Origin of the sequence: Streptomyces sp. NPDC088254 (assembly GCF_044740925.1) — a bacterium.
In the GTDB taxonomy this organism is placed as follows: domain Bacteria; phylum Actinomycetota; class Actinomycetes; order Streptomycetales; family Streptomycetaceae; genus Streptomyces.
Genome location: NZ_JBIURQ010000001.1, coordinates 1 through 24,315, shown reverse-complemented (window position 1 = coordinate 24,315; position 24,315 = coordinate 1). Strand labels below are relative to the sequence as shown.

At 70.7% G+C, this 24,315-nt stretch carries 21 protein-coding genes, 1 rRNA gene, 2 pseudogenes and 1 riboswitch; of the genes and pseudogenes, 7 read left to right on the top strand and 17 right to left on the bottom strand.

Going from position 1 to position 24,315, the window contains the following annotated elements; all coding sequences use genetic code 11:
- Positions 1–15: 15 nt before the first annotated feature.
- The 5 genes and pseudogenes from ACIOC0_RS00120 to ACIOC0_RS00100 all read right to left on the bottom strand — a co-directional run.
- Positions 16–780: a carbohydrate ABC transporter permease gene (locus tag ACIOC0_RS00120; RefSeq protein ID WP_402153095.1), complete on the bottom strand. Its 765-nt coding sequence runs from the start codon at positions 778–780 to the stop codon at positions 16–18.
- Positions 781–842: 62 nt separating this feature from the next.
- Positions 843–1,862, bottom strand: a complete 1,020-nt coding sequence (locus ACIOC0_RS00115) for a carbohydrate ABC transporter permease (protein WP_402150305.1) — start codon at positions 1,860–1,862, stop codon at positions 843–845.
- A gap of 6 nt (positions 1,863–1,868) precedes the next feature.
- Positions 1,869–3,161 carry an extracellular solute-binding protein gene (locus ACIOC0_RS00110; protein WP_402150302.1) on the bottom strand — a complete coding sequence of 431 codons (1,293 nt, stop codon included), beginning with the start codon at positions 3,159–3,161 and terminating at the stop codon, positions 1,869–1,871.
- 334 nt (positions 3,162–3,495) lie between these two features.
- Positions 3,496–3,663 (bottom strand): annotated as a pseudogene (locus tag ACIOC0_RS00105) (potassium-transporting ATPase subunit C); the annotation flags it as partial.
- A 4-nt stretch (positions 3,664–3,667) separates the two neighbouring features.
- Positions 3,668–4,045, bottom strand: a pseudogene (locus tag ACIOC0_RS00100) (potassium-transporting ATPase subunit B); the annotation flags it as partial.
- Between the two features lie 450 nt (positions 4,046–4,495).
- On the opposite strand from ACIOC0_RS00100, the gene ACIOC0_RS00095 reads away from it, so the two are divergent.
- From ACIOC0_RS00095 to ACIOC0_RS00070, 6 genes are all read left to right on the top strand, one after another.
- Positions 4,496–6,448: an amino acid transporter gene (locus ACIOC0_RS00095; protein ID WP_402150299.1), complete on the top strand. Its 1,953-nt coding sequence runs from the start codon at positions 4,496–4,498 to the stop codon at positions 6,446–6,448.
- A 46-nt stretch (positions 6,449–6,494) separates the two neighbouring features.
- Positions 6,495–6,893 carry a molybdopterin-binding protein gene (locus tag ACIOC0_RS00090; protein WP_402150296.1) on the top strand — a complete coding sequence of 133 codons (399 nt, stop codon included), beginning with the start codon at positions 6,495–6,497 and terminating at the stop codon, positions 6,891–6,893.
- A gap of 144 nt (positions 6,894–7,037) precedes the next feature.
- Complete coding sequence (gene modA / locus ACIOC0_RS00085; RefSeq protein WP_402150293.1) at positions 7,038–7,847, top strand: molybdate ABC transporter substrate-binding protein; 810 nt, start codon at positions 7,038–7,040, stop codon at positions 7,845–7,847.
- A complete protein-coding gene (locus ACIOC0_RS00080; protein ID WP_402150290.1) occupies positions 7,844–8,638 on the top strand; it encodes an ABC transporter permease in 795 nt (264 codons plus the stop codon). The genes modA and ACIOC0_RS00080 overlap by 4 nt, the downstream gene beginning before the upstream one ends.
- On the top strand, positions 8,635–9,699 hold the full coding sequence (locus tag ACIOC0_RS00075; RefSeq protein ID WP_402150288.1) for an ABC transporter ATP-binding protein: 1,065 nt from the start codon (positions 8,635–8,637) through the stop codon (positions 9,697–9,699). Before ACIOC0_RS00080 ends, ACIOC0_RS00075 begins: the two co-directional genes overlap by 4 nt.
- A gap of 28 nt (positions 9,700–9,727) precedes the next feature.
- Positions 9,728–9,934 (top strand): molybdopterin-binding protein, encoded by a 207-nt coding sequence (locus ACIOC0_RS00070; protein WP_402150286.1) that lies wholly within the window; start codon positions 9,728–9,730, stop codon positions 9,932–9,934.
- A gap of 98 nt (positions 9,935–10,032) precedes the next feature.
- Here the strand turns inward: ACIOC0_RS00070 and gcvP are convergent, their stop codons facing one another.
- Positions 10,033–12,918, bottom strand: coding sequence for an aminomethyl-transferring glycine dehydrogenase (gcvP, locus tag ACIOC0_RS00065; RefSeq protein WP_402150284.1), 2,886 nt, complete (start codon positions 12,916–12,918; stop codon positions 10,033–10,035).
- Positions 12,919–13,093: 175 nt separating this feature from the next.
- Positions 13,094–13,190: riboswitch (glycine riboswitch) on the bottom strand.
- Positions 13,191–13,303: 113 nt separating this feature from the next.
- Here gcvP and ACIOC0_RS00060 point away from each other — a divergent pair.
- Positions 13,304–13,675: a PRC-barrel domain-containing protein gene (locus tag ACIOC0_RS00060; protein ID WP_402150281.1), complete on the top strand. Its 372-nt coding sequence runs from the start codon at positions 13,304–13,306 to the stop codon at positions 13,673–13,675.
- A gap of 13 nt (positions 13,676–13,688) precedes the next feature.
- Here ACIOC0_RS00060 and ACIOC0_RS00055 read toward each other — a convergent pair whose 3' ends face one another.
- The 11 genes from ACIOC0_RS00055 to rrf form a co-directional block, all read right to left on the bottom strand.
- Positions 13,689–15,122, bottom strand: coding sequence for a DNA polymerase IV (locus ACIOC0_RS00055; protein ID WP_402150279.1), 1,434 nt, complete (start codon positions 15,120–15,122; stop codon positions 13,689–13,691).
- A gap of 89 nt (positions 15,123–15,211) precedes the next feature.
- On the bottom strand, positions 15,212–15,895 hold the full coding sequence (locus tag ACIOC0_RS00050; RefSeq protein WP_402150276.1) for a MerR family transcriptional regulator: 684 nt from the start codon (positions 15,893–15,895) through the stop codon (positions 15,212–15,214).
- Between the two features lie 245 nt (positions 15,896–16,140).
- Entirely contained in the window at positions 16,141–16,614 is a 474-nt protein-coding gene (locus tag ACIOC0_RS00045) for a bifunctional nuclease family protein (RefSeq protein WP_055634823.1), read from the bottom strand.
- A 102-nt stretch (positions 16,615–16,716) separates the two neighbouring features.
- Positions 16,717–17,454 (bottom strand): MerR family transcriptional regulator, encoded by a 738-nt coding sequence (locus ACIOC0_RS00040; protein WP_402150273.1) that lies wholly within the window; start codon positions 17,452–17,454, stop codon positions 16,717–16,719.
- A 45-nt stretch (positions 17,455–17,499) separates the two neighbouring features.
- Positions 17,500–18,384 (bottom strand): FHA domain-containing protein, encoded by an 885-nt coding sequence (locus ACIOC0_RS00035; RefSeq protein ID WP_351098123.1) that lies wholly within the window; start codon positions 18,382–18,384, stop codon positions 17,500–17,502.
- A gap of 82 nt (positions 18,385–18,466) precedes the next feature.
- Complete coding sequence (locus ACIOC0_RS00030) at positions 18,467–19,549, bottom strand: DUF881 domain-containing protein (protein WP_402150270.1); 1,083 nt, start codon at positions 19,547–19,549, stop codon at positions 18,467–18,469.
- 5 nt (positions 19,550–19,554) lie between these two features.
- Complete coding sequence (locus ACIOC0_RS00025) at positions 19,555–19,887, bottom strand: small basic family protein (RefSeq protein ID WP_030798533.1); 333 nt, start codon at positions 19,885–19,887, stop codon at positions 19,555–19,557.
- Positions 19,884–20,795, bottom strand: a complete 912-nt coding sequence (locus ACIOC0_RS00020) for a DUF881 domain-containing protein (protein WP_402150267.1) — start codon at positions 20,793–20,795, stop codon at positions 19,884–19,886. The genes ACIOC0_RS00025 and ACIOC0_RS00020 overlap by 4 nt, the downstream gene beginning before the upstream one ends.
- A 99-nt stretch (positions 20,796–20,894) precedes the next feature.
- A complete protein-coding gene (locus ACIOC0_RS00015) occupies positions 20,895–23,390 on the bottom strand; it encodes a sugar phosphate nucleotidyltransferase (RefSeq protein ID WP_402150264.1) in 2,496 nt (831 codons plus the stop codon).
- A gap of 111 nt (positions 23,391–23,501) precedes the next feature.
- A complete protein-coding gene (locus tag ACIOC0_RS00010; protein WP_351098115.1) occupies positions 23,502–24,110 on the bottom strand; it encodes a CDP-alcohol phosphatidyltransferase family protein in 609 nt (202 codons plus the stop codon).
- A gap of 110 nt (positions 24,111–24,220) precedes the next feature.
- Positions 24,221–24,315 (bottom strand): 5S ribosomal RNA (rrf, locus tag ACIOC0_RS00005); the annotation flags it as partial.

The window sequence follows — 24,315 nt, the reverse complement described above, 5'->3', positions numbered from 1 at the left end:
GTGCGCGGGCGGCCGTCATCCCTTGCTGGCGCCGGCGGTGAGCCCGCCGACGAGCTGGCGCTCGGCGACGGAGTAGAGGGCCAGGGCCGGGACCATGGCGAGGACCAGATAGGCGAAGACACGGGCGTACTCCGCCGAGTACTGGCCCTGGAACTGCTGGACGCCGATCGGGATCGTCCACCAGGTGGAGTCGGTGAACACCAGCAGCGGCAGGAGGAAGTTGTTCCAGCTGCCGACCACGGCGAGGACGGAGACCGTGCCGAGGGCGGGGCGGGCCATGGGCAGCAGGATGCGCCAGAAGAAGCCGAGCGGGCCGCAGCCGTCGATGGTGGCCGCCTCCTCCAGCTCGGCCGGGATCTCCCGGAAGAAGCCGCGCAGGATGACGATGGTCATCGGCAGCCCGAACGCGGCCTGCGGCAGGATCACGCCGAGGGGGTTGTCGAGCAGGTCCAGCGAGCGCAGAAGCAGGAAGAGGGGCAGCGCGGCGACCGCGAAGGGGAACATCAGCCCCATCGTGAACAGGGTGAACAGCGCCTCCCGGCCGCGGAAGGCGAAGCGGGCGAAGGAGAACGCCGCGAGCGCGGACACCGCGACCACGACGAGGGTCGTGCCGACGGCGATCAGGGTGCTGCTGCCGAGCAGCCGCCAGAAGTCGCCGCCGCCCAGGATGTCGGTGTAGTTGGAGGTGACCCAGGTGTCGGGCAGTCCGACGGGGTTGCGGGAGAGCTCGTCGGTGGACTTGAAGCCGGACAGGACGGCGTAGAGAAGGGGCACGACCATCACCGCCGCGACGGCGACGAGGGCGACGTGCAGCGGAAGCGTACGTCCGGACTTGCGGGCGCTCACGAGCCGCCTCCTCGCAGGGTCGTGGTGGCGCCCTCGAGGTCCCGGCGGAGCACGAACCGCTGATAGGCGAGGGCGAAGACGAGGCAGACGGCGAACATCGCCACGCTGATCGCGCTGGCGTAGCCGACCTGGTAGCGCTTGAAGCCGTACTGGAACATGGTCACGGCCATCGTCTCGGAGTGATGGTCGGGGCCGCCCGCGGTGGTGACCCAGACCAGATCGAACAGCTGGATCGCGCCGATGACGGACAGGAAGACGCTGATGCGCAGGGTCGGGCCGAGCAGCGGCAGGGTGATGTGCCGGAACCGCTGCCAGGGCCCGGCCCCGTCGATGAGGGCCGCCTCGGTCAACTCGGCCGGGATGGACTGGAGTCCGGCCAGGTAGAGCATCATGTGGAAGCCGAAGTACTTCCATGTCATGACGAGGAACAGGGTGGCCATGACGGTGGACGGGTCGGCGAACCACTGGCCGCCGGCGCCGTCCAGGCCGACCGCGTCGAGCACCTGGTCGGCGAGGCCGTCGTCCGGGGCGAAGATCATGCCGAACAGCACACCGGTGATCGCCTCGGAGAGGATGTAGGGCGCGAAGAACAGCATCCGGTACACGGCCCGGCCGCGGATGCGCTGGTTGAGGGCGACGGCCAGGGCGAGCGCGAACGGCAGTTGCAGGGCGAGGGAGAGCAGCACCAGCACCAGGCAGCGCCACAGGTCGCCCAGGAACACCGGGTCCTTGAAGAGCCGGGTGAAGTTGTCGGCGCCGACGAAGTCCTCGGGCATGCCGAAGCCGCCCCAGCGGAAGAACGCGGCGTACAGCGCGAACAGCATCGGCAGCAGCACCAGCACGCCGAACAGCACCAGAGCGGGAACCTGGAGGCCGACGGCCGTCAGCCAGTTCGACGTCCGCCGACGTGCCCGGCCCCGGGCCGCCGCATCGGAGGCGGCGGCCGCCGGGCCGCCGTCGGGGCCGTTGCGCTCGCCGGGGCCCTTGCGCTCGTCCGGGAGGAAGGTCGAGGTCATCGCGGCCTACTGCTCTTCCTTCGCGACCTTGGTGATCGACTCCGTGACCTGCTGCGCTGAGCGGGACCCCGCGATGAGGGCGGCGACGCTGTCGTTGACCTCCTGGCCGACGGCGGGCGCGTACGCCTGGTCCAGGTAGAGCTGGAAACCGGTGGCTGCCTTCAACTGGGCCTGTACGGCTTTGAGGTTGGGGTCGGTGAGGGCGCTCTCAGCGGCGGGGACGACGGGCAGCGCGCCGGTCTTCTTGACCAGTTCGGTGTCGGTGGCGGCGGAGGCGAAGAACTTCAGGAAGTCGACGGCCGCTTGCGGCGCGCCCGCGCGCAGGGCGTGGCCGCCGCCCCCGCCGAAGACCTCGGTGAGCGCGCCCTTGCCTCCGTCGACCTCCGGGAACGGGAAGAAGCCGAGGTCGGCGCCGAGTCCCTTGCCCGCGTCGGCCTGCACCTGGGGCGCCCACTGACCCATGAGTTCCATCGCGGCCTTGCCGTTGCCGACGGCGGCGGCCTGGCCTGCGGGGGTGGAGTAGGCGGCGCCGAGGAAGCCCTTCTGGAACGGCTGGAGGTCGACGAGTTCCTGGAGGTGCTGCCCGGCCTGGACGAACCCTTCCCCGGTGAAGTCCTTGCTGTCGTTGGCCTTCTGGAGGGCGTCGATCCCGGCGGTGCGCATCGCGAGGTAGGCCCAGTAGTACATGCCGGGCCACTTCTCCTTGCCCGCCAGGGCGAGCGGAGTGATGCCGGCGGCCTTCAACTTCCGTATGGCGTCGAGGAATCCGCTCCAGGTGGTGGGGGGCGCCGCGATGCCGGCCCGCCGGAAGAGGGCCTTGTTGTACCAGAAGCCGATCATGCCGATGTCGAACGGGATGCCGTAGACCTTCTCGTCGACCAGATAGGGCTTGGTGGCCACCGGGAGCAGCCCCTGCGACCAGTCCTTGGTGCGGTCGGTCAGGTCTTCGACGAGTCCGGCGTCGACCTGCTGCTTGAGGACGCCGCCGCCCCAGGTGTGGAAGATGTCGGGGAGCTTGCCCGAGGCGGTCAGCGCCGTCATCTTCGATTTGTAGGCGTCGTTCTCCAACTGGACTATTTTGACTTTAACTTGGGGATTCTGCTTCTCGAACTGCCGGGCGAGGCCGGCCCAGACGTCCTTGGCGGGCTGGGTGGTGGAGATGTTCCACCACTCGATCGTGGTCGTCCCCGACGACCCTGAGTCCGAGCCGCCGCCGCAGGCGCTCAGTGCCGTCATGCCCACACCGGCCGCGGCGGAGGCCGCCAGGAAGCCTCGGCGGGAGAGTGCCGGGTCGCCCATGGTGCGCTCCTTGGGTACGGGACGGCCCCCACGACCGCCCAGCGAGATCGAAAGTTTCGAAGCTGATCCAGAAAGGTTCGCTGCTGCCGCACCCTAGAGACAGGCTCCGACGGGTGGCAACCCCTTGAACACAGCGAATCCGCCCACGGTCGTGACCGTACGGCGGATCATCTCGCTGATCCCGCCTCCAGAGGACGGGATTCGAGCCGTGAAGTGCGGTGCGTGAAACGGGCGAAACATTCGCTCTATGCGGCGAACTTTCCGATGCCCGGCTCGGGCGCGCACGACGCACGGATGCCGTGCCTTCCTGGCCGGCGGGGAGCGCCCCGTGTCGTCAGCGGCCTGCGGTCAGCTCCCTGAGCGCGACGTCGAGTTCGAGGACGTCGACCCGGAGCTCGCCGATGAAGCCGAGGGTGCGGCCCTGCGTGTGGCCCTTCACCGGCTTCTCGACCCGCGCGACGGGAAGGCCGTTGCGCACGGCCACCCGGGGCGCCCGGAGTTCGCGTGGCCTTGCGCAGGGTGTCGGCCTGCGCCTTGCCACGGCCCTCGGCGACCGCCTCCGCCAGGTCGGCGAAGACGACGGTCAGCCACAGCCAGGCGCTGATGGTCCAGCCGAACCAGTCGCCCGGGTCCTTGAGGGAGAACGCGGTGGTCAGCAGGGAGCCGATCCAGACCACGAACATGACGGGCGACTTGACCATCACCCGCGGGTCCAGCTTGCGCACGGCGTCCGGCAGCGACCGGACCAGCTGCCCGGGGTCGAACAGGCCCGTGCCGACGCGGCCCTCCGGGCTCCTGTGCCCGGTGGGCACGTCGCTGTGCGGCACCCGGGTCGGGGCGGCTGCGGACATCGAGTCCTCTTGGCTCTCGGTACGGGTGGTCATGACGCCAGCCCCTCGGCCAGCGGGCCCAGGGCCAGCGCCGGGAAGCAGGTGAGACCGGCGATGATCAGGATCGCGCCCACCAGCAGGCCGCTGTCGATGTCGAGGAAACAACCCCGGCGGCCCGGAGCGAGACGGCTCCCATACGCCGCTCCACCCGCCCTTGCCGGGGCCCTTACGCACGTGACGCTGGGTGTCCGCAGGCCCCTGACGGCCCCGTCAGCCGCGCCCCCTCCCCCGTACGGCGCAGTCGCCCGCTGACCCGTCCCGAATGCGGCGCCGGACCCTCTTCGCAGGTCCGCCCGGCGAGTCTTAACGCAAGCTTGACGCCGCGGACCCCCTTCACGCATGGGCCCACACGTCACTCTCCGCTTACGCTGATGCGGCCGTCCGCGTGATGGCCGGAAACAGCACGCCGTGCCACGGGCCCGGCCGCACCTCAGGAGCACCCCGATGGCCACCACCGAGCACCCCGCACCCGGCCGCCTGCGCGCCTGGATGCTGGAGGGCCTGTCCGACATGGGCAAGGGGGGCGGCCACCAGGGCCCGCACGCGGTGCCGAAACCCGCCCACCAGGGCCAGCGCTGGTACCGGGTGATGTGCCTGACCGGCGTCGACTACTTCTCCACCCTCGGCTACCAGCCGGGTATCGCCGCCCTCGCGGCCGGACTGCTGTCGCCCATCGCGACGATCGTGCTGGTGATCGTCACGCTCGCCGGGGCACTGCCGGTCTACCGGCGGGTCGCCGAGGAGAGCCCGCGCGGCGAGGGCTCGATCGCCATGCTGGAGCGGCTGCTGTCGTTCTGGAAGGGCAAGCTGTTCGTCCTGACCCTGCTCGGCTTCGCCGCCACCGACTTCCTGATCACCATCACCCTGTCCGCGGCGGACGCCTCCACCCACCTCGTGGAGAACCCCCACCTGAACAGCGCTCTGCACGACAAGCAGCTGCTGATCACGCTCGTCCTCGTGGCGCTGCTCGGCGCGGTCTTCCTCAAGGGCTTCCTGGAGGCGATCGGGTTCGCCGTCGTCCTGGTGGGCGTCTACCTCACGCTGAACGCGGTCGTCGTGGTCGTCGGACTGTGGCACGTGGTCACGCAGGAGCACGTCGTCACCGACTGGTCGAACGCTCTGACCGCCGAGCACGGCAATGTCTTCGTCATGATCGGCTTGGCCCTGATCGTCTTCCCCAAGCTCGCGCTCGGCCTCTCCGGCTTCGAGACCGGCGTCGCCGTCATGCCGCACGTCCAGGGCGACCCCGGCGACACCGACGCACGCCCGACCGGGCGCATCCGGGACACCAAGAAGCTGCTCACCACCGCCGCCCTGATCATGAGCTGCTTCCTGATCACCACCAGCTTCATCACCACGCTGCTCATCCCGGAGAAGGAGTTCGAGCCCGGCGGCGACGCCAACGGCCGCGCGCTCGCCTATCTGGCGCACGACTACCTGGGCAACGCCTTCGGCACGGTCTACGACGTCTCGACGATCGCCATCCTGTGGTTCGCCGGCGCCTCCGCGATGGCCGGCCTGCTCAACCTGATGCCGCGCTACCTCCCCCGCTACGGCATGGCCCCGCACTGGGCCCGCGCCGTGCGCCCGATGGTCATCGTCTTCACCCTCGTCGCCTTCCTCGTCACCTGGATCTTCGACGCCGACGTCGACGCCCAGGGCGGCGCGTACGCCACCGGCGTTCTGGTGCTGATCAGCTCGGCGGCGATCGCCGTGACCATCGCCGCCCGCAAGGCCGGCCAGCGCAAGTGGACGATCGCCTTCGCGGTCATTGCGGTGGTGTTCCTCTACACGACGGTCGTCAACGTCATCGAGCGGCCCGACGGCGTGAAGATCGGCGCCTGTTTCATCGCAGCCATCATCCTCGTCTCGCTCCTGTCCCGGCTGGCGCGCGCCTTCGAACTCCGCGTCACCGGCGTGACGCTCGACCCCATGGCGGAACGTTTCATCCGGGACATGGCCAGCCGGAAGATCCGGTTCATCGCCAACGAGCCCGACCAGCGCGACAAGGCGGAGTACCGCGACAAGCTCGAGCAGATCCGGCAGGACAACGACCTCCCCGGGGAGGACTTCGTCTTCGTCGAGGTCACCGTCCTGGACCCGTCCGAGTTCGAGGCGGGCCTGACCGTGCGCGGCGAGGTCCTGCACAACCGCTACCGGGTCATGACCCTGGAGTCCTCCTCCATCCCCAACGCCCTGGCCGCGCTGCTGCTCCACGTCCGCGACGCGACCGGCTGCACGCCGCACATCTACTTCGAGTGGACCGAGGGCAATCCGTTCGCCAACTTCCTGCGCTTCTTCCTCTTCGGCCAGGGCGAGGTCGCCCCGGTGACCCGGGAGGTCCTGCGCGGGGCGGAGCCGGACCGCAGCCGCCGCCCCCGCGTCCACGCCGGCTGACGCAGGCCAGGCAGGCCAGGCAGACCAGTGCCCCTATCGTGACGGCATGCAGTCCTACACCATCGGCCAGGCCGCGCGTCTGCTCGGCGTGAGCCCCGACACCGCGCGCCGCTGGGCCGACGCGGGCCGGGTGGCGACCTACCGCGACGACACCGGGCGACGTCTCATCGACGGCGCGGACCTCGCCGCGTTCTCCGTCGAACTCGCCCAGGCCGGCAGCCCGGAGGAGGGCGCCGCCTCCTACACCTCGGCCCGCAACGCCTTCCCCGGCATCGTCACCGCGATCAAACTCGGCGACGTCGCCGCCCAGGTGGAGATCCAGGCCGGCCCGCACCGCCTGGTCTCCCTGCTCACCCGGGAGGCCGTGGAGGAACTCGGCCTGGAGGTCGGCATGGAGGCCACCGCGCGCGTGAAGTCGACCAACGTCCACATCGACCGCGTCTGAATCAGACGACACGCACATGCGCGCCTCAGACAGTGTTTCCGGGCGCTGGTGCGGTCTTATGACACCCATACGCCTCGCACTTGCGGCGGTATCATCACAGCAGGACCCGTTCGAGGGACCGACGACACCGAGGAGACCGCCGTGATGACCCGAACCAGCCGCCGGGCCCGCCGGGCCTCGCGGGCAGTGGCCGCCTCGGCGGTCGCGCTGCTGGCCCTGGCCGGCTGTTCCGACTCGGGCGGGACGGCGTCCGACGCCTCCGCGTCCCCGGCGAAGCCGTCTGGCACGGTGACCGTCTTCGCGGCCGCCTCCCTCAAGGAGAGCTTCACCGCGCTCGGCGAGGAGTTCGAGAAGGCCCACCCGGGCACCGAGGTCACTTTCAGCTTCGGCGGCAGCGACTCCCTCGCCGCGAGCATCACCGGCGGCGCCCCTGCCGACGTGTTCGCCGCCGCCAGCGCCAAGACCATGGCGATCGTGACGGACGAGAAGGCCAACACCTCCGCCCCCGTCACCTTCGCCCGCAACCGGCTGGAGATAGCCACCGCACCGGGCAACCCCGAGAGGATCGCCTCCCTGAAGGACCTCACCAGGCCGGGTCTGAAGGTCGTCCTGTGCGACAAGGGCGTCCCGTGCGGCTCCGCCGCCCAGAAGGCCCTGACGGCCGGCGGTCTGAAGGTCACCCCGGTCTCCTACGAGCAGGACGTCAAGAGCGCCCTGACCAAGGTCGAGCTGAAGGAGGCCGACGCCGCGCTGGTGTACAAGACCGATGTGCACGCGGCGGGTGACAAGGTGGAGGGCGTGGACTTCCCCGAGTCGGCCGGTGCCGTCAACGACTACCCCATCGCCCTCCTCGAAGACGCCCCGAACCCGGCGGCGGCCCGCGCCTTCGTCGACCTCGTGAGGTCCCCGCAGGGTGCCCGCGTGCTGTCCGAGGCCGGGTTCCTGAAGCCGTGAAACACGGGGTCCGCCCGGGCGTTCCCATCGCACTCCTCCTGCCCGCCCTCCTCGGCCTGGCCTTCCTGCTGCTGCCGCTGGTCGCCCTCGTGGTGCGCGCCCCCTGGCACAGCCTGCCCGAGCAGCTGACCGGCGACGCGGTCTGGCAGGCGCTGCGGCTCTCCCTCGTCTGCGCCACCGCCGCGACCGCGGTGAGCCTGGTCGTCGGCGTGCCCCTGGCCTGGCTGCTGGCGCGTGCGGACTTCCCCGGCCGCGGCCTGGTCCGCGCCCTGGTCACCCTGCCGCTGGTGCTGCCCCCGGTGGTGGGCGGTGTGGCGCTGCTGCTGGCCCTCGGCCGCAACGGCGTGGTCGGACAGTGGCTGGACGCCTGGTTCGGCGTCACGCTCCCCTTCACCACGGCGGGCGTCGTCGTCGCGGAGACCTTCGTGGCGATGCCGTTCCTGGTCATCAGCGTCGAGGGCACCCTGCGCGCCGCCGACCCCCGCTACGAGGAGGCCGCCGCCACCCTCGGCGCCTCCCGCTTCACCGCGTTCCGCCGCGTCACCCTGCCGATGGTCGCCCCGGGCGTCGCGGCCGGCGCGGTGCTGGCCTGGGCGCGGGCGCTCGGCGAGTTCGGCGCCACGATCACCTTCGCGGGCAACTTCCCCGGCCGCACCCAGACCATGCCCCTCGCCGTCTACCTCGCCCTGCAGAGCGACCCGGAGGCCGCCATCGCCCTCAGCCTGGTCCTTCTGGCCGTGTCGGTCGCCGTCCTGGCGGGCCTGCGCGACCGCTGGATGACCACGCCATGACCGCGGTCGGCGCACCCGCCACCGCGGGACTGGACTGCCGTCTCGTCGTCGACCGCGGCTCCTTCCGCCTCGACGTGACACTCTGTGCCGCACCCGGCGACGTGGTGGCCCTGCTCGGCCCCAACGGCGCCGGCAAGACGACGGCCCTGCGCGCCCTGGCCGGGCTCGTCCCGCTGGCCGAGGGCCATCTGCGCCTGGACGGTGAGGCGCTGGAGCGCACCGCGCCGGAGTCCCGCCCGGTCGGCGTGGTCTTCCAGGACTATCTGCTCTTCCCGCACCTGAGCGCACTGGACAACGTGGCGTTCGGCCCGCGCTGCCGAGGCGCGACCAAGGCGCAGGCACGCGCCCGAGCCGCCGTATGGCTGGAGCGCATGGGTCTCACCGAACACGCAGCCGCCAAGCCCCGCCGGCTGTCCGGCGGCCAGGCCCAGCGCGTCGCCCTGGCCCGGGCCCTCGCCACCCACCCCCGGCTGCTCCTGCTCGACGAGCCGCTCGCCGCGCTCGACGCCCGCACCCGGCTGGAGGTGCGCGCGGGGCTGCGCCGCCATCTGGCTGCGTTCGAGGCCGTCGCCGTCCTGGTCACCCACGACCCGCTGGACGCCATGGTCCTCGCGGACCGTCTGGTCGTCGTCGAGCACGGCCAGGTCGTCCAGGAGGGCGCCCCGTCCGACATCGCCCGTCATCCCCGCACGGAGTACATCGCGCAGCTGGTCGGCCTCAACCTCTACCGGGGCCGGGCCGACGGGCACACGGTCCGTCTGGACGCGGGGCCCTCGCTGACCACGGCGGAGGAGCTGTCCGGTCCCGTGTTCGTCGCCTTCCCGCCGAGCGCGGTCACCCTCCACCGCGCTCGTCCCGCCGGCTCCAGCGCCCGCAACCTGTGGCGCTGCGAGGTGGCCGGTCTGGAAACCCACGGCGACCAGATCCGTGCTGACCTCGGCGGTGAACTCCCGCTGGCCGCCGACCTCACCACGGTCGCGGCCGCCGAGCTGGAGCTGCACCCCGGCGCCACGGTCTGGGCCACGCTCAAAGCGGCACAGACACACGCGTACCCGGCATAGCTCCGGCCGGGCCCTACGGTGGGTGCCCATGACCCTGAGCATCCGCAACCAGCTCCCCGGCACGGTCACCGGCATCGCCGTCGGCGGCGCGATGGCCTCGGTCAGGCTCTCCGTCGAGGACGGCGAACTGGTCGCCGTCGTCACCCGGGAGGCGGTCGACGACCTCGGTCTCACCGTCGGCTCCGACGCCGTCGCACTGATCAAGGCGACCGAGGTGTCCCTGGCGACGGGATGAGACGCCCGAGGGCTCCCGCCCACAGGGGACGGGAGCCCTCGGTACCGGTGTCGCGGGGCCGGTCTTACGGGGGGGTGTGACCGGCGGGCCGCCCGGCGTCAGTCCTCGTAGGCGTCCAGCGGCGGGCAGGAGCACACCAGGTTGCGGTCGCCGAAGGCCTGGTCGATCCGGCGCACCGGCGGCCAGTACTTGTCGGCGGCCGACACCCCGGCCGGGAAGACGGCCTCCTCCCGCGAGTACGCGTGCTCCCACTTCCCGCCGAGCGCGGCGGCGGTGTGCGGTGCGTTGCGCAGCGGGTTGTCGTCGGCCGGCCACGCGCCCGAGGCGACCTTCTCGATCTCCGCACGGATGGCGATCATCGCCTCGCAGAACCGGTCCAGCTCGATGATGTCCTCGGACTCGGTGGGCTCGATCATCAGTGTCCCGGCCACCGGGAACGACATCGTCGGCGCGTGGAAGCCGTAGTCGATGAGCCGCTTGGCCACGTCGTCGACGCTCACCCCGGTCGCCTTGGTCAGCGGACGCAGATCGATGATGCACTCGTGCGCGACGAGCCCGCCGGGCCCGGTGTACAGCACGGGGTAGTGCGGTTCGAGGCGCTTGGCGATGTAGTTGGCGCTGAGCACCGCCACCTGGGTGGCCCGCTTCAGCCCCTCCCCGCCCATGAGCCGCACGTACGCCCACGAGATCGGCAGGATCCCCGCGGAGCCCCAGGGCGCGGCCGAGATCGGACCGACGCCCGTCTCGGGCCCGGCGGCGGGCTGCAGCGGGTGGTTCGGCAGGTACGGAGCGAGGTGCGAGCGCACGGCCACCGGGCCGACGCCGGGACCGCCGCCGCCGTGCGGGATGCAGAACGTCTTGTGCAGGTTCAGGTGGGAGACGTCACCGCCGAAGTGCCCCGGCTTGGCGAGCCCCACGAGTGCGTTGAGGTTGGCGCCGTCCACGTACACCTGGCCGCCGGCGTCGTGCACCTGGGCGCAGATGTCGGCGACATGCTCCTCGAACACGCCGTGCGTCGACGGGTAGGTGATCATCAGCACGGCGAGCTCGTCCCGGTGCTTGTCGATCTTCGCCCTGAGGTCCTCGACGTCGATCTCGCCGTCCCCGGCGGTGGCGACGACGACGACCTTCATGCCGGCCATCACGGCGCTGGCGGCGTTCGTCCCGTGCGCGGACGACGGGATCAGGCACACCGTGCGCTGCTCGTCCCCGTTTGCCCGGTGGTAGCCGCGCACCGCGAGCAGCCCGGCCAGCTCGCCCTGCGAGCCCGCGTTGGGCTGGAGGGACACCTTGTCGTAGCCGGTGACCTCGGCGAGCCGCTCCTCCAGTTCCCGGATGAGGGTGAGGTAGCCCTGCGCCTGCTCGGCGGGCGCGAAGGGGTGCAGCTGCCCGAACTCGGGCCAGGTGACCGGCTCCATCTCGGTGGTGGCGTTGAGCTTCATGGTGCACGAGCCCAGCGGGATCATGCCCCGGTCCAGCGCGTAGTCCCGGTCGGACAGCCGCCGCAGGTAGCGCAGCATCGCCGTCTCGGAGCGGTGCTGGTGGAAGACGGGGTGGGTGAGGACCTCGTCGGCGCGCAGCAGCCCCGTGGGCAGGGTGTCCTCGGTGACCGCGTCCAGCGCCGCGATGTCGCCCTCGGTCCCGAACGCGGCCCACACGGCGGTGACCTGGGCCCGCCCGGTGGTCTCGTCACAGGCGATCGACACGTGGTCGGCGTCGACGAGGCGCAGGTTGACGCCGTTCTCCCGTGCGGCGGCGACGACGTCCGCGGCCCGGCCCGGCACACGCACGGTCAGCGTGTCGAAGTAGGAGCCGTGCACGACCTCGGCCCCGCCGGCCGTGAGCCCCGCGGCCAGGATCGTCGCGTACCGGTGCGTGCGCCGGGCGATCGCCCGCAGCCCCTCGGGGCCGTGGTACACGGCGTACATCCCGGCCATGACGGCGAGCAGCACCTGCGCCGTGCAGATGTTGCTGGTCGCCTTCTCCCGCCGGATGTGCTGCTCCCGCGTCTGCAGCGCCAGCCGGTACGCCTTGTCGCCGTCGGCGTCGACGGAGACGCCCACGAGCCGCCCGGGCAGGCTGCGCGCGAACTTCTCCTGGACAGCCATGTAGCCGGCGTGCGGCCCGCCGAAGCCCATCGGGACACCGAACCGCTGTGTGGTGCCGACGGCGATGTCCGCGCCCAGTTCCCCGGGCGAGGTCAGCAGCGTCAGCGCGAGCAGGTCGGCGGCGACGACGACGAGCGCGCCCAGCTCGTGGGCCTGGTCGATGACGGGCTTGATGTCCCGTACGACGCCGGAGGCGCCCGGGTACTGGAGCAGCACGCCGTTGATCTCACGGCCGGCGATCTCGGCGGGGATGCCGTCGCCGAGATCGGCGACGACGACCTCGACACCGGTAGGCTCGGCGCGGGTCTCGATCACGGCGATCGTCTGCGGCAGCACGTCCGCGTCGATCAGGAAGAGGCCCTTCTTGTTCTTGCCCATGCGGCGGGTCAGCGCCATCGCCTCGGCGGCGGCCGTCCCCTCGTCGAGCAGCGAGGCGCCGGAGGTGGGCAGCCCGGTCAGGTCGGCGACCATCGTCTGGAAGTTCAGCAGGGCCTCCAGCCGGCCCTGGGAGATCTCCGGCTGGTAGGGCGTGTAGGCCGTGTACCAGGCCGGGTTCTCCATGACGTTGCGCAGGATGACGGGCGGCGTGAACGTGCCGTGGTACCCGAGGCCGATCATGGGGGCGAGGACCTCGTTGCGGTCGGCGAGCGACCGCAGCTCGGCCAGCACCTCGGCCTCGGTGCGCGCGCCGGGCAGGTCCAGCGCGTCGGCGTTCTTGATGACATCCGGGACGGAGGCGGCGGTCAGCTCGTCCAACGAGCCGTATCCGACGTGCGCGAGCATCTTGGCCCGCGCCTCCTGGTCAGGGCCGATGTGGCGCTGCTCGAAGGGGATTCCCTGTTCGAGGTCGGAGAGCGGAATGCGATGGGCGGTCATTGCGGAGGCCTCCTGGTCTGACGCGACCTTCGAGGGGCACCACTGGCGCGGGTACCCGGACGGCCTCCCCCTCTGTCATCTCAACCTGAGAGTTTCACCGGCCGCCCGTGGGCGTCCGGTTTTCACCGTCGGTGAGAGCGGGGACTCGCGCCACCGCTCTGCTTTCCAGAGTGACCTCGTCCGTGCGGTACGTGGGCCTGAGAGATTCCGGGGAGGATTTGCTCCTTCGGCGCCTCCGACGGCTTCTCGGAGGACTCTCCCGCACGGGGTCAGCAGCCGTTGCCAGACTACCAGCGGGGTCAACGCCCCTCCTTTCGAGTGGCCGCCCGTCCCGTTGTGCTCTTTTGTAGTGCTTACGGATGAGATGCGACCATGTGGAGGGCCCGTGCAGACCGACATCGATCCGCGCAACCTGATCGGCCGCAAGGCATTCGACCGCAACGGCGCCAAGATCGGCACGGTGGACGAGGTGTACCTCGACGACGCGACCGGCGTGCCGGAATGGGCCGCCATACGCACCGGTCTCTTCTCCCGTGACGCCTTCGTCCCCCTGGAGCCCAGCGAACTGGTGGAGGGCGTGCTGCACGTCCCGTTCGAGCGGACCCTGATCAAGGAGGCCCCCGACTTCGGCGTGGGCCGCCATCTCTCCCCGGAGCAGGAGCTCCAGCTCTACCACCACTACGGGCTCGACGTGGCCGCCCCTCCCCCGCTGCCCGATCACGACTTCGGCAGACTCGCCGGCTCGGACGACACCTGAGCCGCGCCGCAGGTCACCGGGTCGGGACGGTGCGGGGGCCGGGCCCAGGCGCGGTCGTACGCGCGGCTGCCTCCGCCTGCGGCTGCGGTCCGGCGCCGGGCATCCCCGGGGGCGCGCCGGGCACCAGGGGCAGCGGGTCCGCCGGTTCCAGGGCGGGGTCGTCGACCCGGAACGTACGCACCCGGCCCACGTCCGACCAGGGCGTCTCGAAACGCACGGTGACCCGGCCGAGGCCGCTGCCCTGCACCCAGCCGTGCCCCAACTCGGCGTGGCGTATGTCGAGGCCCGGACGCCACCGGTGTTCCACGGGCGTCTCCTCCCGCTCGGCGGGCTCACGCGCCGGCTCCTCCTCGGGTGCCGCCGACAGCCGCTCCCCCGCGGCCTGCGCGAACAGGTCCTCCTGCGTGTAGTCCGCCAGGCCGCTGACTCCCACGCCGAGCAGCCGCACCCCGCCCGTGGTGTCCACGGAGTCCAGCAGCCTCGCCGCCGCCTCCCGCACCACGGCGGGATCGTCCGTGGGCCCGCGCAGGGTCTCCGACCGGGTGAGCGTGGAGAAGTCGTAGCGCCGCACCTTCAACACGATCGTCCGCCCCGACAGCCCGGCCTCGCGCAGCCTGCGCACGCACCGGTCGGCCAGCCGCCCGACCTCCAGACCCACCCGCAGCCGGTCGTGGATGTCCACGTCGTAGGTGTCCTCCACGGACACCGACTTCGTCTCCCGCTCGGCCACCACCGGCCGCTCGTCGCGCGCCAGCGCCATGCCGTACAGCGCGTGCCCGTGCGCCTTGCCCAGCAGCCGTACGAGTTCGTCCTCGCCCGCCTCGGCGAGTTCGTCGACCGTGGTGATCCCCGCCCGTCTGAGGTGGTCGCCCGTCGCGGGTCCCACGCCCGGCAGAGTCCGCACCGGCATCGGGCCGAGCAGCGCCCGCTCGGTGCCCGGCTCGATCAGCACCAGCCCGTCCGGCTTCGCCCGCTCCGAGGCGATCTTCGCGAGCATCTTGGACGCGGCCAGCCCCACCGACCCGGTGAGCCCCGTGACGGCGCGGATGTCCGCACGCAGCCGAACCCCGGCCGCCTGCGCCGACACACCGTCCCAGGCCGCCCCCCCGGCCTCCAGATCGACGAACGCCTCGTCCAGGCTGAGCGGCTCCACCAGCGGGGACAGGGCCCGCAGCAGCGCCATCACCTGCTCGCTGATCGCGCGGTAGAACATGAACCGCGGCGCCAGATAGGCGGCGTTCGGAGCCAGCCGGCGCGCCTGCGCCGTGGGCATCGCCGAGTGCACCCCGAACACTCGCGCCTCGTACGAGGCGGTGGCCACCACCCCGCGCGGCCCGAGGCCCCCCACGATCACGGCCTTCCCGCGCAGGCTCGGCTTGGACGCCTGCTCCGCCTGCGCGAAGAAGGCATCCATGTCGAGATGCAGGATGGTGGGCGCGTTTCTCACATCTACGATGCTGCACCACACCACTGACAACGGCCTCACACGGCGGTCTCCACCGGCTGAGGGGCCGTCGGACAGACTCCCCCGAAAGGTCAGACCGCCCGGTTGCGCCGCCGCGCCAGTTCGTCGGCCGGGTTGTGCCCCACGAGCGTCTCCCCGGTGTCGACGCGTTCCCCGTGCAGCTGCGACAGCGCGCTCTCGACGTCCTGCCAGACCACGCCCACCGCGATGCCGAAGACGCCCTGGCCGCCCTGGAGCAGCTCGTGGACCTCGTCGGGGGACGTGCACTCGTAGACCGTGGCCCCGTCGCTCATCAGCGTCAGCCGCTCCAGATCACGGAACCCGCGCTCACGCAGGTGCTGGACGGCGCTGCGGATGTTCTGCAGCGACACCCCCGTGTCCAGGAACCGCTTGACGATCTTCAGGACGACGACGTCCCGGAAGCTGTACAGACGCTGGGTGCCCGACCCGTGGGCGGACCGCACGCTCGGCTCCACGAGACCGGTGCGGGCCCAGTAGTCCAGTTGCCGGTAGGTGATGCCCGCGGCCGCGCAGGCCGTCGGACCGCGGTAGCCGATCTGTTCGGACGCCATGGACGCCGTCCCTCCGCCGCTCGGCACGGCCGCCGGCCGCTGCGAAGCCTGCGGGGCCGCGCTGCCGTGACCGGGGTGACCCCCGCTCGCACGCAGCCGAGAGCCTGGGGGCAGGTACGGACCGCCACCCCCGACACCGAATCCGGGGGCACCCCCAGCCGTACCGTCGCCGCTGCTTCTCACGCCGACCTCCGTCCTTGACCTGCCTCTCGACGGTAGGCAGTCACCAGGGGTGCGTCAACGATCGCCACACTCGCCACGCCGAGTGATAATCACCCTAAGAGTGGTTTCCCGCACCCCGCCGCGGGGAAAGGCTAGCCGAATGCGCTGAGAAGGAGCCGTAGGACGCACTCAGTCGCCCCCGGCAATCGCCGGGCACCGGCCCTGCCGCAACGGCACGTCGCGAGCGCCGGCGGCGCCCGCGAGACCTACTGGTTGCTGGTGCCGAAGTCCTCCGGGGAGATCTGGTCGAGGAACTCGCGGAACTTCTCCACCTCGTCCTCCTGCTCGTCCGGGATGGCGATGCCCGCGTCGTCCAGCACCGTGTCGCTGCCGAAGATGGGCGTCCCGGTGCGCAGGGCCAGCGCTATGGCGTCGGAGGGACGGGCGCTCACCTCGACCCCGCTGGCGAAGACCAGCTCGGCGTAGAAGACGCCCTCACGCAGATCCGTGATGCGCACTTCCGTGAGCTCCTGGCCGACGGCCTCCAGCACGTCCTTGAACAGATCGTGGGTCAGCGGCCGCGCCGGAGCCATGCCCTGCTGGGCGAAGGCGATGGCCGTCGCCTCCCCCGGCCCGATCCAGATCGGGAGGTAACGGTCGCCTCCCACTTCACGCAGCAGCACGATCGGTTGGTTGGAGGGCATCTCGACCCGGACACCTACGACATCGAGCTCGTTCACACAGCAACCCTAGGCCGTGCCCGGGACGTTTGGGTAGTCGGGCCGGGAACGGGTGACCGATCCGGCCGCACCGCACCACACCCGGACAGCCCCTGAGCGCTCTCAGGGCAGCCGCACTCCGAGCGCGGTCTGCACCAGCGCCGAGTGCAACCGGACCGTGAGGTCCGCCAGCTCCTTCGTACGGGCCTGCGCATGCGCCCTGGTCTGCGGGTTGCGGTGCAGCTTGAGCGGGGCGACCACCTGGTCGACAAGCCCCGCCTCACGGTCGGCGGCCGCCTTCATCACCCGCAGATGCCGGGGCTCGATGCCGAACCGGCCCAGTTCGGCCACCAGTGCCGCCACGGTGGCCGCCTCGGCGTCGTAGACCCCGTCACCCAGCGGCACCACCAGCCCGTACGACTCCCACTCGTCCAGATCGCGCTCGTCGATGCCCGCGGCGGCCAGCAGCTCGGCCCGGCCGATCCGCGCGGCGGTGGGAGCCTCGGGCGCCTCCTGGACGGCCTCGCCGTCCCGCTGCCGGCCCACCGTGGGAAGCGGCGAGGCCTCGCCGCGCTCCATGGCGTCCAGATGCTCGCGGATCACCTTGAGCGGCAGATAGTGGTCACGCTGCATCCGCAGGACATGGCCGAGGCGCTCGACGTCGCCGGCGCTGAACTTGCGGTACCCGGACGGGGTCCGCTGCGGCTCGACGAGCCCTTCGGCCTCCAGGAAACGGATCTTGGAGATCGTCACCTCGGGGAACTCGTCGCGCAGCACGTTCAGCACCGTGCCGATGCTCATCAGACCACCGTCCGCGGTGGCGGCGCCGTGCCCGGCACCGCCCCTCGGTGTTCGAAGCATGGACCTTCCCTTGGGGCGTGCCCCCGGGACGCTCCCGGGGGAGGGTCAGTAGCCTCGCTGGCTCGCGTAGAAGACCAGCCGGTACTTGCCGATCTGCACCTCGTCGCCGTTCGACAGGGGAACCTCGTCGATCCGCTCGCGGTTGACGTACGTGCCGTTCAGGCTGCCGACGTCGGCCACCGTGAACGAACCGTCCTGGCCGCGCCGGAACTCCACATGGCGGCGCGAGACCGTCACGTCGTCCAGGAAGATGTCGCTCTGCGGGTGGCGCCCCGCCGTCGTCAGATCGCCGTCCAGCAGGAAGCGACTGCCCGAGTTGGGACCACGGCGCACGACCAGCAGCGCCGAACCCAACGGCAGCGCGTCGACCGCGGCCTGAGCTTCGGGCGAGAGCGCCGGCAACTGCGTCTGACCGGTGACCTCGGAGTCGTACGCCTCCAGACCCGAGATGGAGATCGTCGACGTCGTCTCCGACGGCCGCTCCGGCGTCACGCCCGGCCTCAGCGGCGCGCCGCAGTTGGAGCAGAAGCGGCTGTTCTCCGCGTTGCGGTTACCGCACCTCGTACACACCAGGGCCGACATAGGGGAAAACCCTCCACCCGTAGTTGAGGTTGACGGTTGCCCGAAACCTATGCCGCCGGACTGGGCGGGGTCAACAGACGCCGCGCCCTGACCACCGGGAATGTCGCTGCCCGGACCACCCACCTGGTCCCGGAACAGCGGCCGCTGGCCTTCCGCGTCCGGCTGCGCACGATGGCGCGCGGTCGCGTTGTCGCTGCCTTCTCGCGCGCTCTTGCCGAACAACTTCGCAAACAACTTCACGGGCGATTCCCCTTGACCGAAACAGACCCGCCCGTGGGGCAGGACGAACCCTGACTGAATACACCGGCCGACCCGGACATCTTCACAACGTCCGTAGCCACCAGACAGTTTCCACCACGCACCACCCGATCGGTGCGCCGACCCCCCGCAACCTCATGCCCCTGCCCGACGACCGCCATGCACCGCCGGTTCACTGCGAGGACGACCGAGCGTAGTCAGGCTGCTTCGGCGCTCGCAAGGCGTCCACGACGATCTTGGTGGATCGCTCGACGGTCACGGTGGCCTGCTCCTTCTCCAGGGTCTGCACCACGCCTCCAGGGATGTTGAGCGCCGGTTCGAGGTCCTGCGGCTTGCCGATGACCTTGAAACGATAGGGCGCGTTGATCTTGTTCCCGTCGACGCTCACGGAGTTGTCCGAATCGGTGAGGTACGTGCCGGCGACCACCCGCACGTCGTTCACCTGGATCGCCTCCGCCCCCGCCGCGCGCAGCTCCTGGATCGCGTCGAGCAGCATGTCCGCCTCGACCGTCCCCTTCTTGTCGTCGATGGTCACAGTGATGCCGGGCCCCTCGGCGGCCACCGTGCCCGCCAGGATGCCGAGTTGCTTCTCCTTCTCGACCGTCTGCCGACGGGCCTCCTCGGCCTGGTCGGAACTGTTCTCCAGTTCCTGCCGCTGCTTCTCGAGACCCTGCTTCTCGTCCTCTAGACGCTGACTGCGGTCATCCAGTTCATCCAGGATGCGCACGAGGTCCTCCTGGCGCGCACCGCGCAGGGCGTTGCCGCTCTCGCTGTTGGAGGCGACCTGCACGGCCAGACCGAAGCCGAGCCCGAACAGCAGCAGCGCGACGATGAGTTGGGCCCGGGTGACACGCGGCGGCCACAGCCCCTCCACCAGCCGCTGCCGCCCGGTCAGCGACGGCTCGGCGTCCTCGGCCGGCACCCATCCGCGGGGTTCCTCGTCCGGCGCCGGGGACTTCGCGTCGGGCGCCGCCGCAGCGGGGCCGGCCGCAGCGGGCGGCGCCTCGGCGGCTCCGGGGCGCGTGTCCTGCGCCGGGACCTCGGCGGGCAGCTCCTTGCGCAGCAGCTGGGTCGTGGGCGTCTCGTCCTGCCGAGCGGCCTGATCACGGGGCGAACCCTGCCCCTGGCGAGGGGTCTGGCTGTGCGGCACGGCCTCTCGGCGAGGGGCCTGGCTGCCCGGCGCAGCCTCCTTGCGGGGGGCCTCGCCCCGGCGCGCCGTCTCGTCCGGTCGCGGAGTCCTGTCCTGGTCGCTCATCGGCCTCACGCCCTGAAGACGTGCCGGCGGATGGCCGCGGCGTTGGAGAAGATGCGGATGCCCAGCACGACCACGACACCCGTGGACAGCTGCGACCCGACGCCCAACTCGTCGCCAAGGAAGACGATCAGCGCGGCCACGACGACGTTCGAGAGGAACGACACGACGAACACCTTGTCGTCGAAGATCCCGTCCAGCATGGCCCGCAGACCACCGAACACGGCGTCCAGCGCCGCCACGACGGCGATCGGCAGATAAGGCACGACGGCCGCAGGGATCTCGGGCTGGACCAAGAGGCCGGCCACGACTCCCACGACGAGGCCCAGTACGGCGATCACGATGTGCCCTTCCCGGTTTTCTCGGTGCTCGGCTGTGCTGTACGTACGATCACACTCGGCGCCGCGGGCAGCTTGAGGTCGCTCTCCACCGAGATGGCGGTGCGGATGCCGAAGTTCTCCTGGAGGGCGCTCAGATACAACCCGTCGGAGCTGTCCTGGAACGCGCTGCTGAGGTTCTTCCCGTCGCCCACCGCGAGCACGGTGTACGGCGGCACCAGCGGACGGTTGTCGACCAGTATCGCGTCGCCCGCCGCCCTGATGGCCGACAGCGCCGTCAGCCGCTGCCCGTTGATGGAGACGGCCTCCGCGCCCGACGCCCACAGCCCGTTGACGACCCGCTGCATGTCACGGTCGCGCACGCGGCCGGTGTCGGAGAACCCCGTCGTCTCGCGCGGGTTGCTCCCGCCTCCCGAGGACGCCTCCTCGGCGTCGTCCACGACCAGCTTGACGCCGGGCCCGTGCACCCCGACGGCGCCCGCGAGCATCCCCGCCAGCACCGCCTTGCCGCCACCGCTGTCGCGGAGCGCCTCCCGCTGCCGCGCGCTCACGTCGTCGCGCAGCTCGTCGACGTCGTCCTCCAGCTTGTCGGCCGCCTCGGTCTCGTGGTCGATGCGGTCGATCAGTTCCTCGCGCTCCTTGGCGACGGCGGGGGCGGCGACGCGCGCCTGCACCCCGCCCACCGTCACCACGAGGGCGGCGAGCACCAGCCCGGCGGCGAGGCCGAGCTTCGCCCGCACCGTTCTGGGCATCCCGCCCGAGCCTTCGGCCCGCTTGCGGGCGGCGGCCTCGGCATAGCCTTCGTCGAGGCTGTGGTCCATGACGTTGGTGAGCAGCGACATGGACGCGTCCGGGCGCGACCCAAGCGCGGGTGTGCTCCGAACGGGGGGCTGCTGCGGCATGCCGCACATCGTCGCACGTCGCCGCCGATACCTCCGAATGGCCCCACCGGCGTGCCGGACGGGCCCCCTCGCGGAGGCCCGTCCGGCATGTGCGCGTGGGTGCGCGGGTCAGCGACCGGCGCTGTCCACGACCGCCGACCACTCGTCCAGCAGGGCCTGCGCGGAGGCGTCGTCCGGCCCTTCCGCCCACAGATGGGTGACCGCCTCCGCCGGGTCCGGCAGGACCATCACCCAGCGTCCGTCCGCCTCGACCACGCGGACGCCGTCCGTGGTGTCCACGAAGCGGTCTCCGGCCGCCTCGACGACCCGCCGCATCACGAGCCCCTTGACGGCCCACGGGGTCGCCAGATCCCGCTTCAGGACGTGCGCCCGCGGAATCCGCGCGTCGATCTGGCTCAGCGTGAGCTGCGTCCGGGCCACGAGGCCGATCAGCCGCACGAAGGCCGCCGTGCCGTCGAAGACGCTGCTGAACTCGGGGACGATGAAGCCGCCCCGGCCGTCACCGCCGAAGATGGTCGATTCGTCACGCCCGACCCGGGTCAGGTCGTCGGGCGAGGTCGTCGTCCATTCGACCTGAGTGCCGTGGTAGGCCGCCACCTGCTCCGCGATCCTCGTCGTGGTCACCGGCAGGGCCACCCGCCCGCTGCGCCGCTCGGCGGCCACCAGGTCGAGCAGGACGAGCAGCGCCCGGTCGTCCTCGATGATCCGGCCCTTCTCGTCGACCAGCGAGATCCGTTCACCCACCGGGTCGAACCGCACGCCGAACGCGGCACGCGAGGACGCCACGATCTCCCCGAGGCGCACCAGCCCGGACCGCCGCTGGTCGGCGGACTCCGTCGGCCTGGCCTCGTTCAGGCCCGGGTTGATGGTCAGCGAGTCCACCCCGAGCTTGCCGAGCAGACTCGGCAGGACGAGACCGGCACTGCCGTTGGAGGCGTCCACGACGACCTTCAGACCGGACTCGGCGATCCCGGTGGTGTCCACGTTGCGCAGCAGCGACCCGGTGTACGAGTCGAAGACGCTCGCCGGGAAGTGCAGGTCGCCGATCTCGCCCGGGAACGCCCGCCGGTACTCCTGCCGCGCGAACACCCGGTCCAGCTTGCGCTGGCTGCCCTGCGACAGGTCGGCGCCCCGCCCGTCGAAGAACATGATGTCCACGGAGTCCGGCACGCCGGGCGAGGTCCGGATCATGATGCCGCCGGCGCTGCCCCGCGCGGTCTGCTGCCGCGCCACAGGCAGCGGCACGTTCTCCAGGTCCCGTACGTCGATGGCGCTGGCCTGGAGCGCGGAGATCACCGCCCGCTTCAGCGCCCGCGCGCCACGGGAGTGGTCACGGGCCGTGGTGACGGTCGAGCCCTTCTTCAGGGTGGTCGCGTAGGCGCCGGCGAGGCGTACGGCCAGCTCGGGCGTGATCTCGACGTTCAGGATGCCGGAGACACCGCGGGCGCCGAAGAGATGCGCCTGTCCGCGGGACTCCCAGATCACGGAGGTGTTGACGAACGCGCCGGCTTCGATGGTCTTGAACGGGTAGACCCGCACGTTGCCCTGCACGATCGATTCTTCACCGATCAGGCATTCGTCGCCGATGACCGCGCCGTCCTCGATGCGGGCGGCCCGCATGATGTCGGTGTTCTTTCCGACGACACAGCCGCGCAGATTGCTGTGCTGCCCGATGTACACGTTGTCGTGCACCACGGCCTTGTGCAGGAAGGCCCCGCTCTTGACGACGACGTTGGAGCCGACGACGGTGTGCTCGCGGATTTCCGCGCCGGCCTCCACCTTCGCGTAGTCCCCGATGTAGAGGGGACCGCGCAGAACGGCGTCCGGGTGCACTTCGGCACCCTCGGCCACCCACACGCCCGGCGAGATCTCGAAGCCGTCGAGCTCGACGTCGACCTTGCCTTCCAGGACGTCGGCCTGGGCCTTCACATAGCTCTCGTGCGTGCCGACGTCCTCCCAGTAGCCCTCGGCGACATAGCCGTAGATCGGCTTGCCTTCCTTCATCAGCTGGGGGAAGACATCGCCGGACCAGTCGACGGGGACGTCGGCTTCCACGTAGTCGAAGACCTCGGGCTCCATCACGTAGATGCCCGTGTTCACGGTGTCCGAGAAGACCTGGCCCCAGGTCGGCTTCTCCAGGAAGCGTTCGACCTTGCCTTCCTCGTCGACGATGGTGATACCGAATTCAAGCGGATTGGGCACGCGCGTCAGGCAGACCGTGACCAGAGCGCCCTTTTCCTTGTGGAAGTTGATGAGATCGGTGAGGTCGAAGTCGGTCAGGGCATCGCCGGAGATGACGAGGAAGGCGTCGTCCTTCAACGCCTCCTCGGCGTTCTTGACGCTTCCGGCGGTACCGAGTGGCTTCTCCTCGTTGGCATATGTGAGCTCCATTCCGAGCTCCTCGCCGTCACCGAAGTAGTTCTTGACCAGTGAGGCCAGGAACTGCACGGTGACGACGGTCTCGTTGAGCCCATGCCTTTTGAGCAGCCTGAGAACATGCTCCATGATCGGCCGGTTGGCCACCGGCAGGAGCGGCTTGGGCATGCTCGAGGTCATAGGGCGAAGGCGAGTGCCCTCGCCTCCGGCCATCACGACGGCCTTCATGTCGGAAGCGTCCTCCTTGAAGAGACGGTCTGGCCGACTTCACCCGTCCAGATTGTCCCGCACTTTTCCCCCGCGGGCCATCGAGCCGCTCTTGACCGGCAATCGGTGGGCTCAGTCGGCCATGACGTCCGCACGGACCAGGCGGCGGACTTGTACCACGTAGAGGACTCCTGCCCACCAGTACAGGGTTGTACCCCAACCTGCGAACGCCCATCCGAAAACAGCCGCCAGCGAAGCCAGCCATCCGCTTCCGTCGCTGAGCAGGAGAAGCGGGAACGCGTACATCAGGTTGAACGTGGCGGCCTTCCCCAGGAAGTTCACCTGGGGTGGCGGATAGCCGTGCCGTCTGAGGATGCCCACCATCACCAGCAGAACCAGTTCCCGGGCGAGAAGTACAGCGGTCAACCAGAGGGGCAGAATCTCCCGCCAGGTGAGGCCGACCAGGGTGGAGAGAATGTAGAGCCGGTCGGCGGCCGGGTCGAGCAGCCGGCCCAGGCTGCTGATCTGGTTCCAGCGCCTCGCCAGCTTGCCGTCCAGGTAGTCACTCACCCCGCTCAGGGCCAGCACGAGGAGAGCCCAGCCGTCGCTCTGCGGCCCTCCGAACTCGGGCCTGAGAATCAGCCACAGGAAGAGGGGCACGCCGACGAGACGCGCCATGCTGAGGATGTTGGGGATGGTGAGGACCCGGTCGGTCTGAACACGGGTCTCCTGGACCTCCACCCGGGGGCCTCCAGTAGGAAACGAGCCAACGATGCTCCCCGACCCTACCTCAACGCAAAAAAGCTCTGGCTCTTGGGCTGTGATGCCCAAGAGCCAGAGCTCTAAAAGGAGTTCGGCGGCGTCCTACTCTCCCACAGGGTCCCCCCTGCAGTACCATCGGCGCTGTGAGGCTTAGCTTCCGGGTTCGGAATGTAACCGGGCGTTT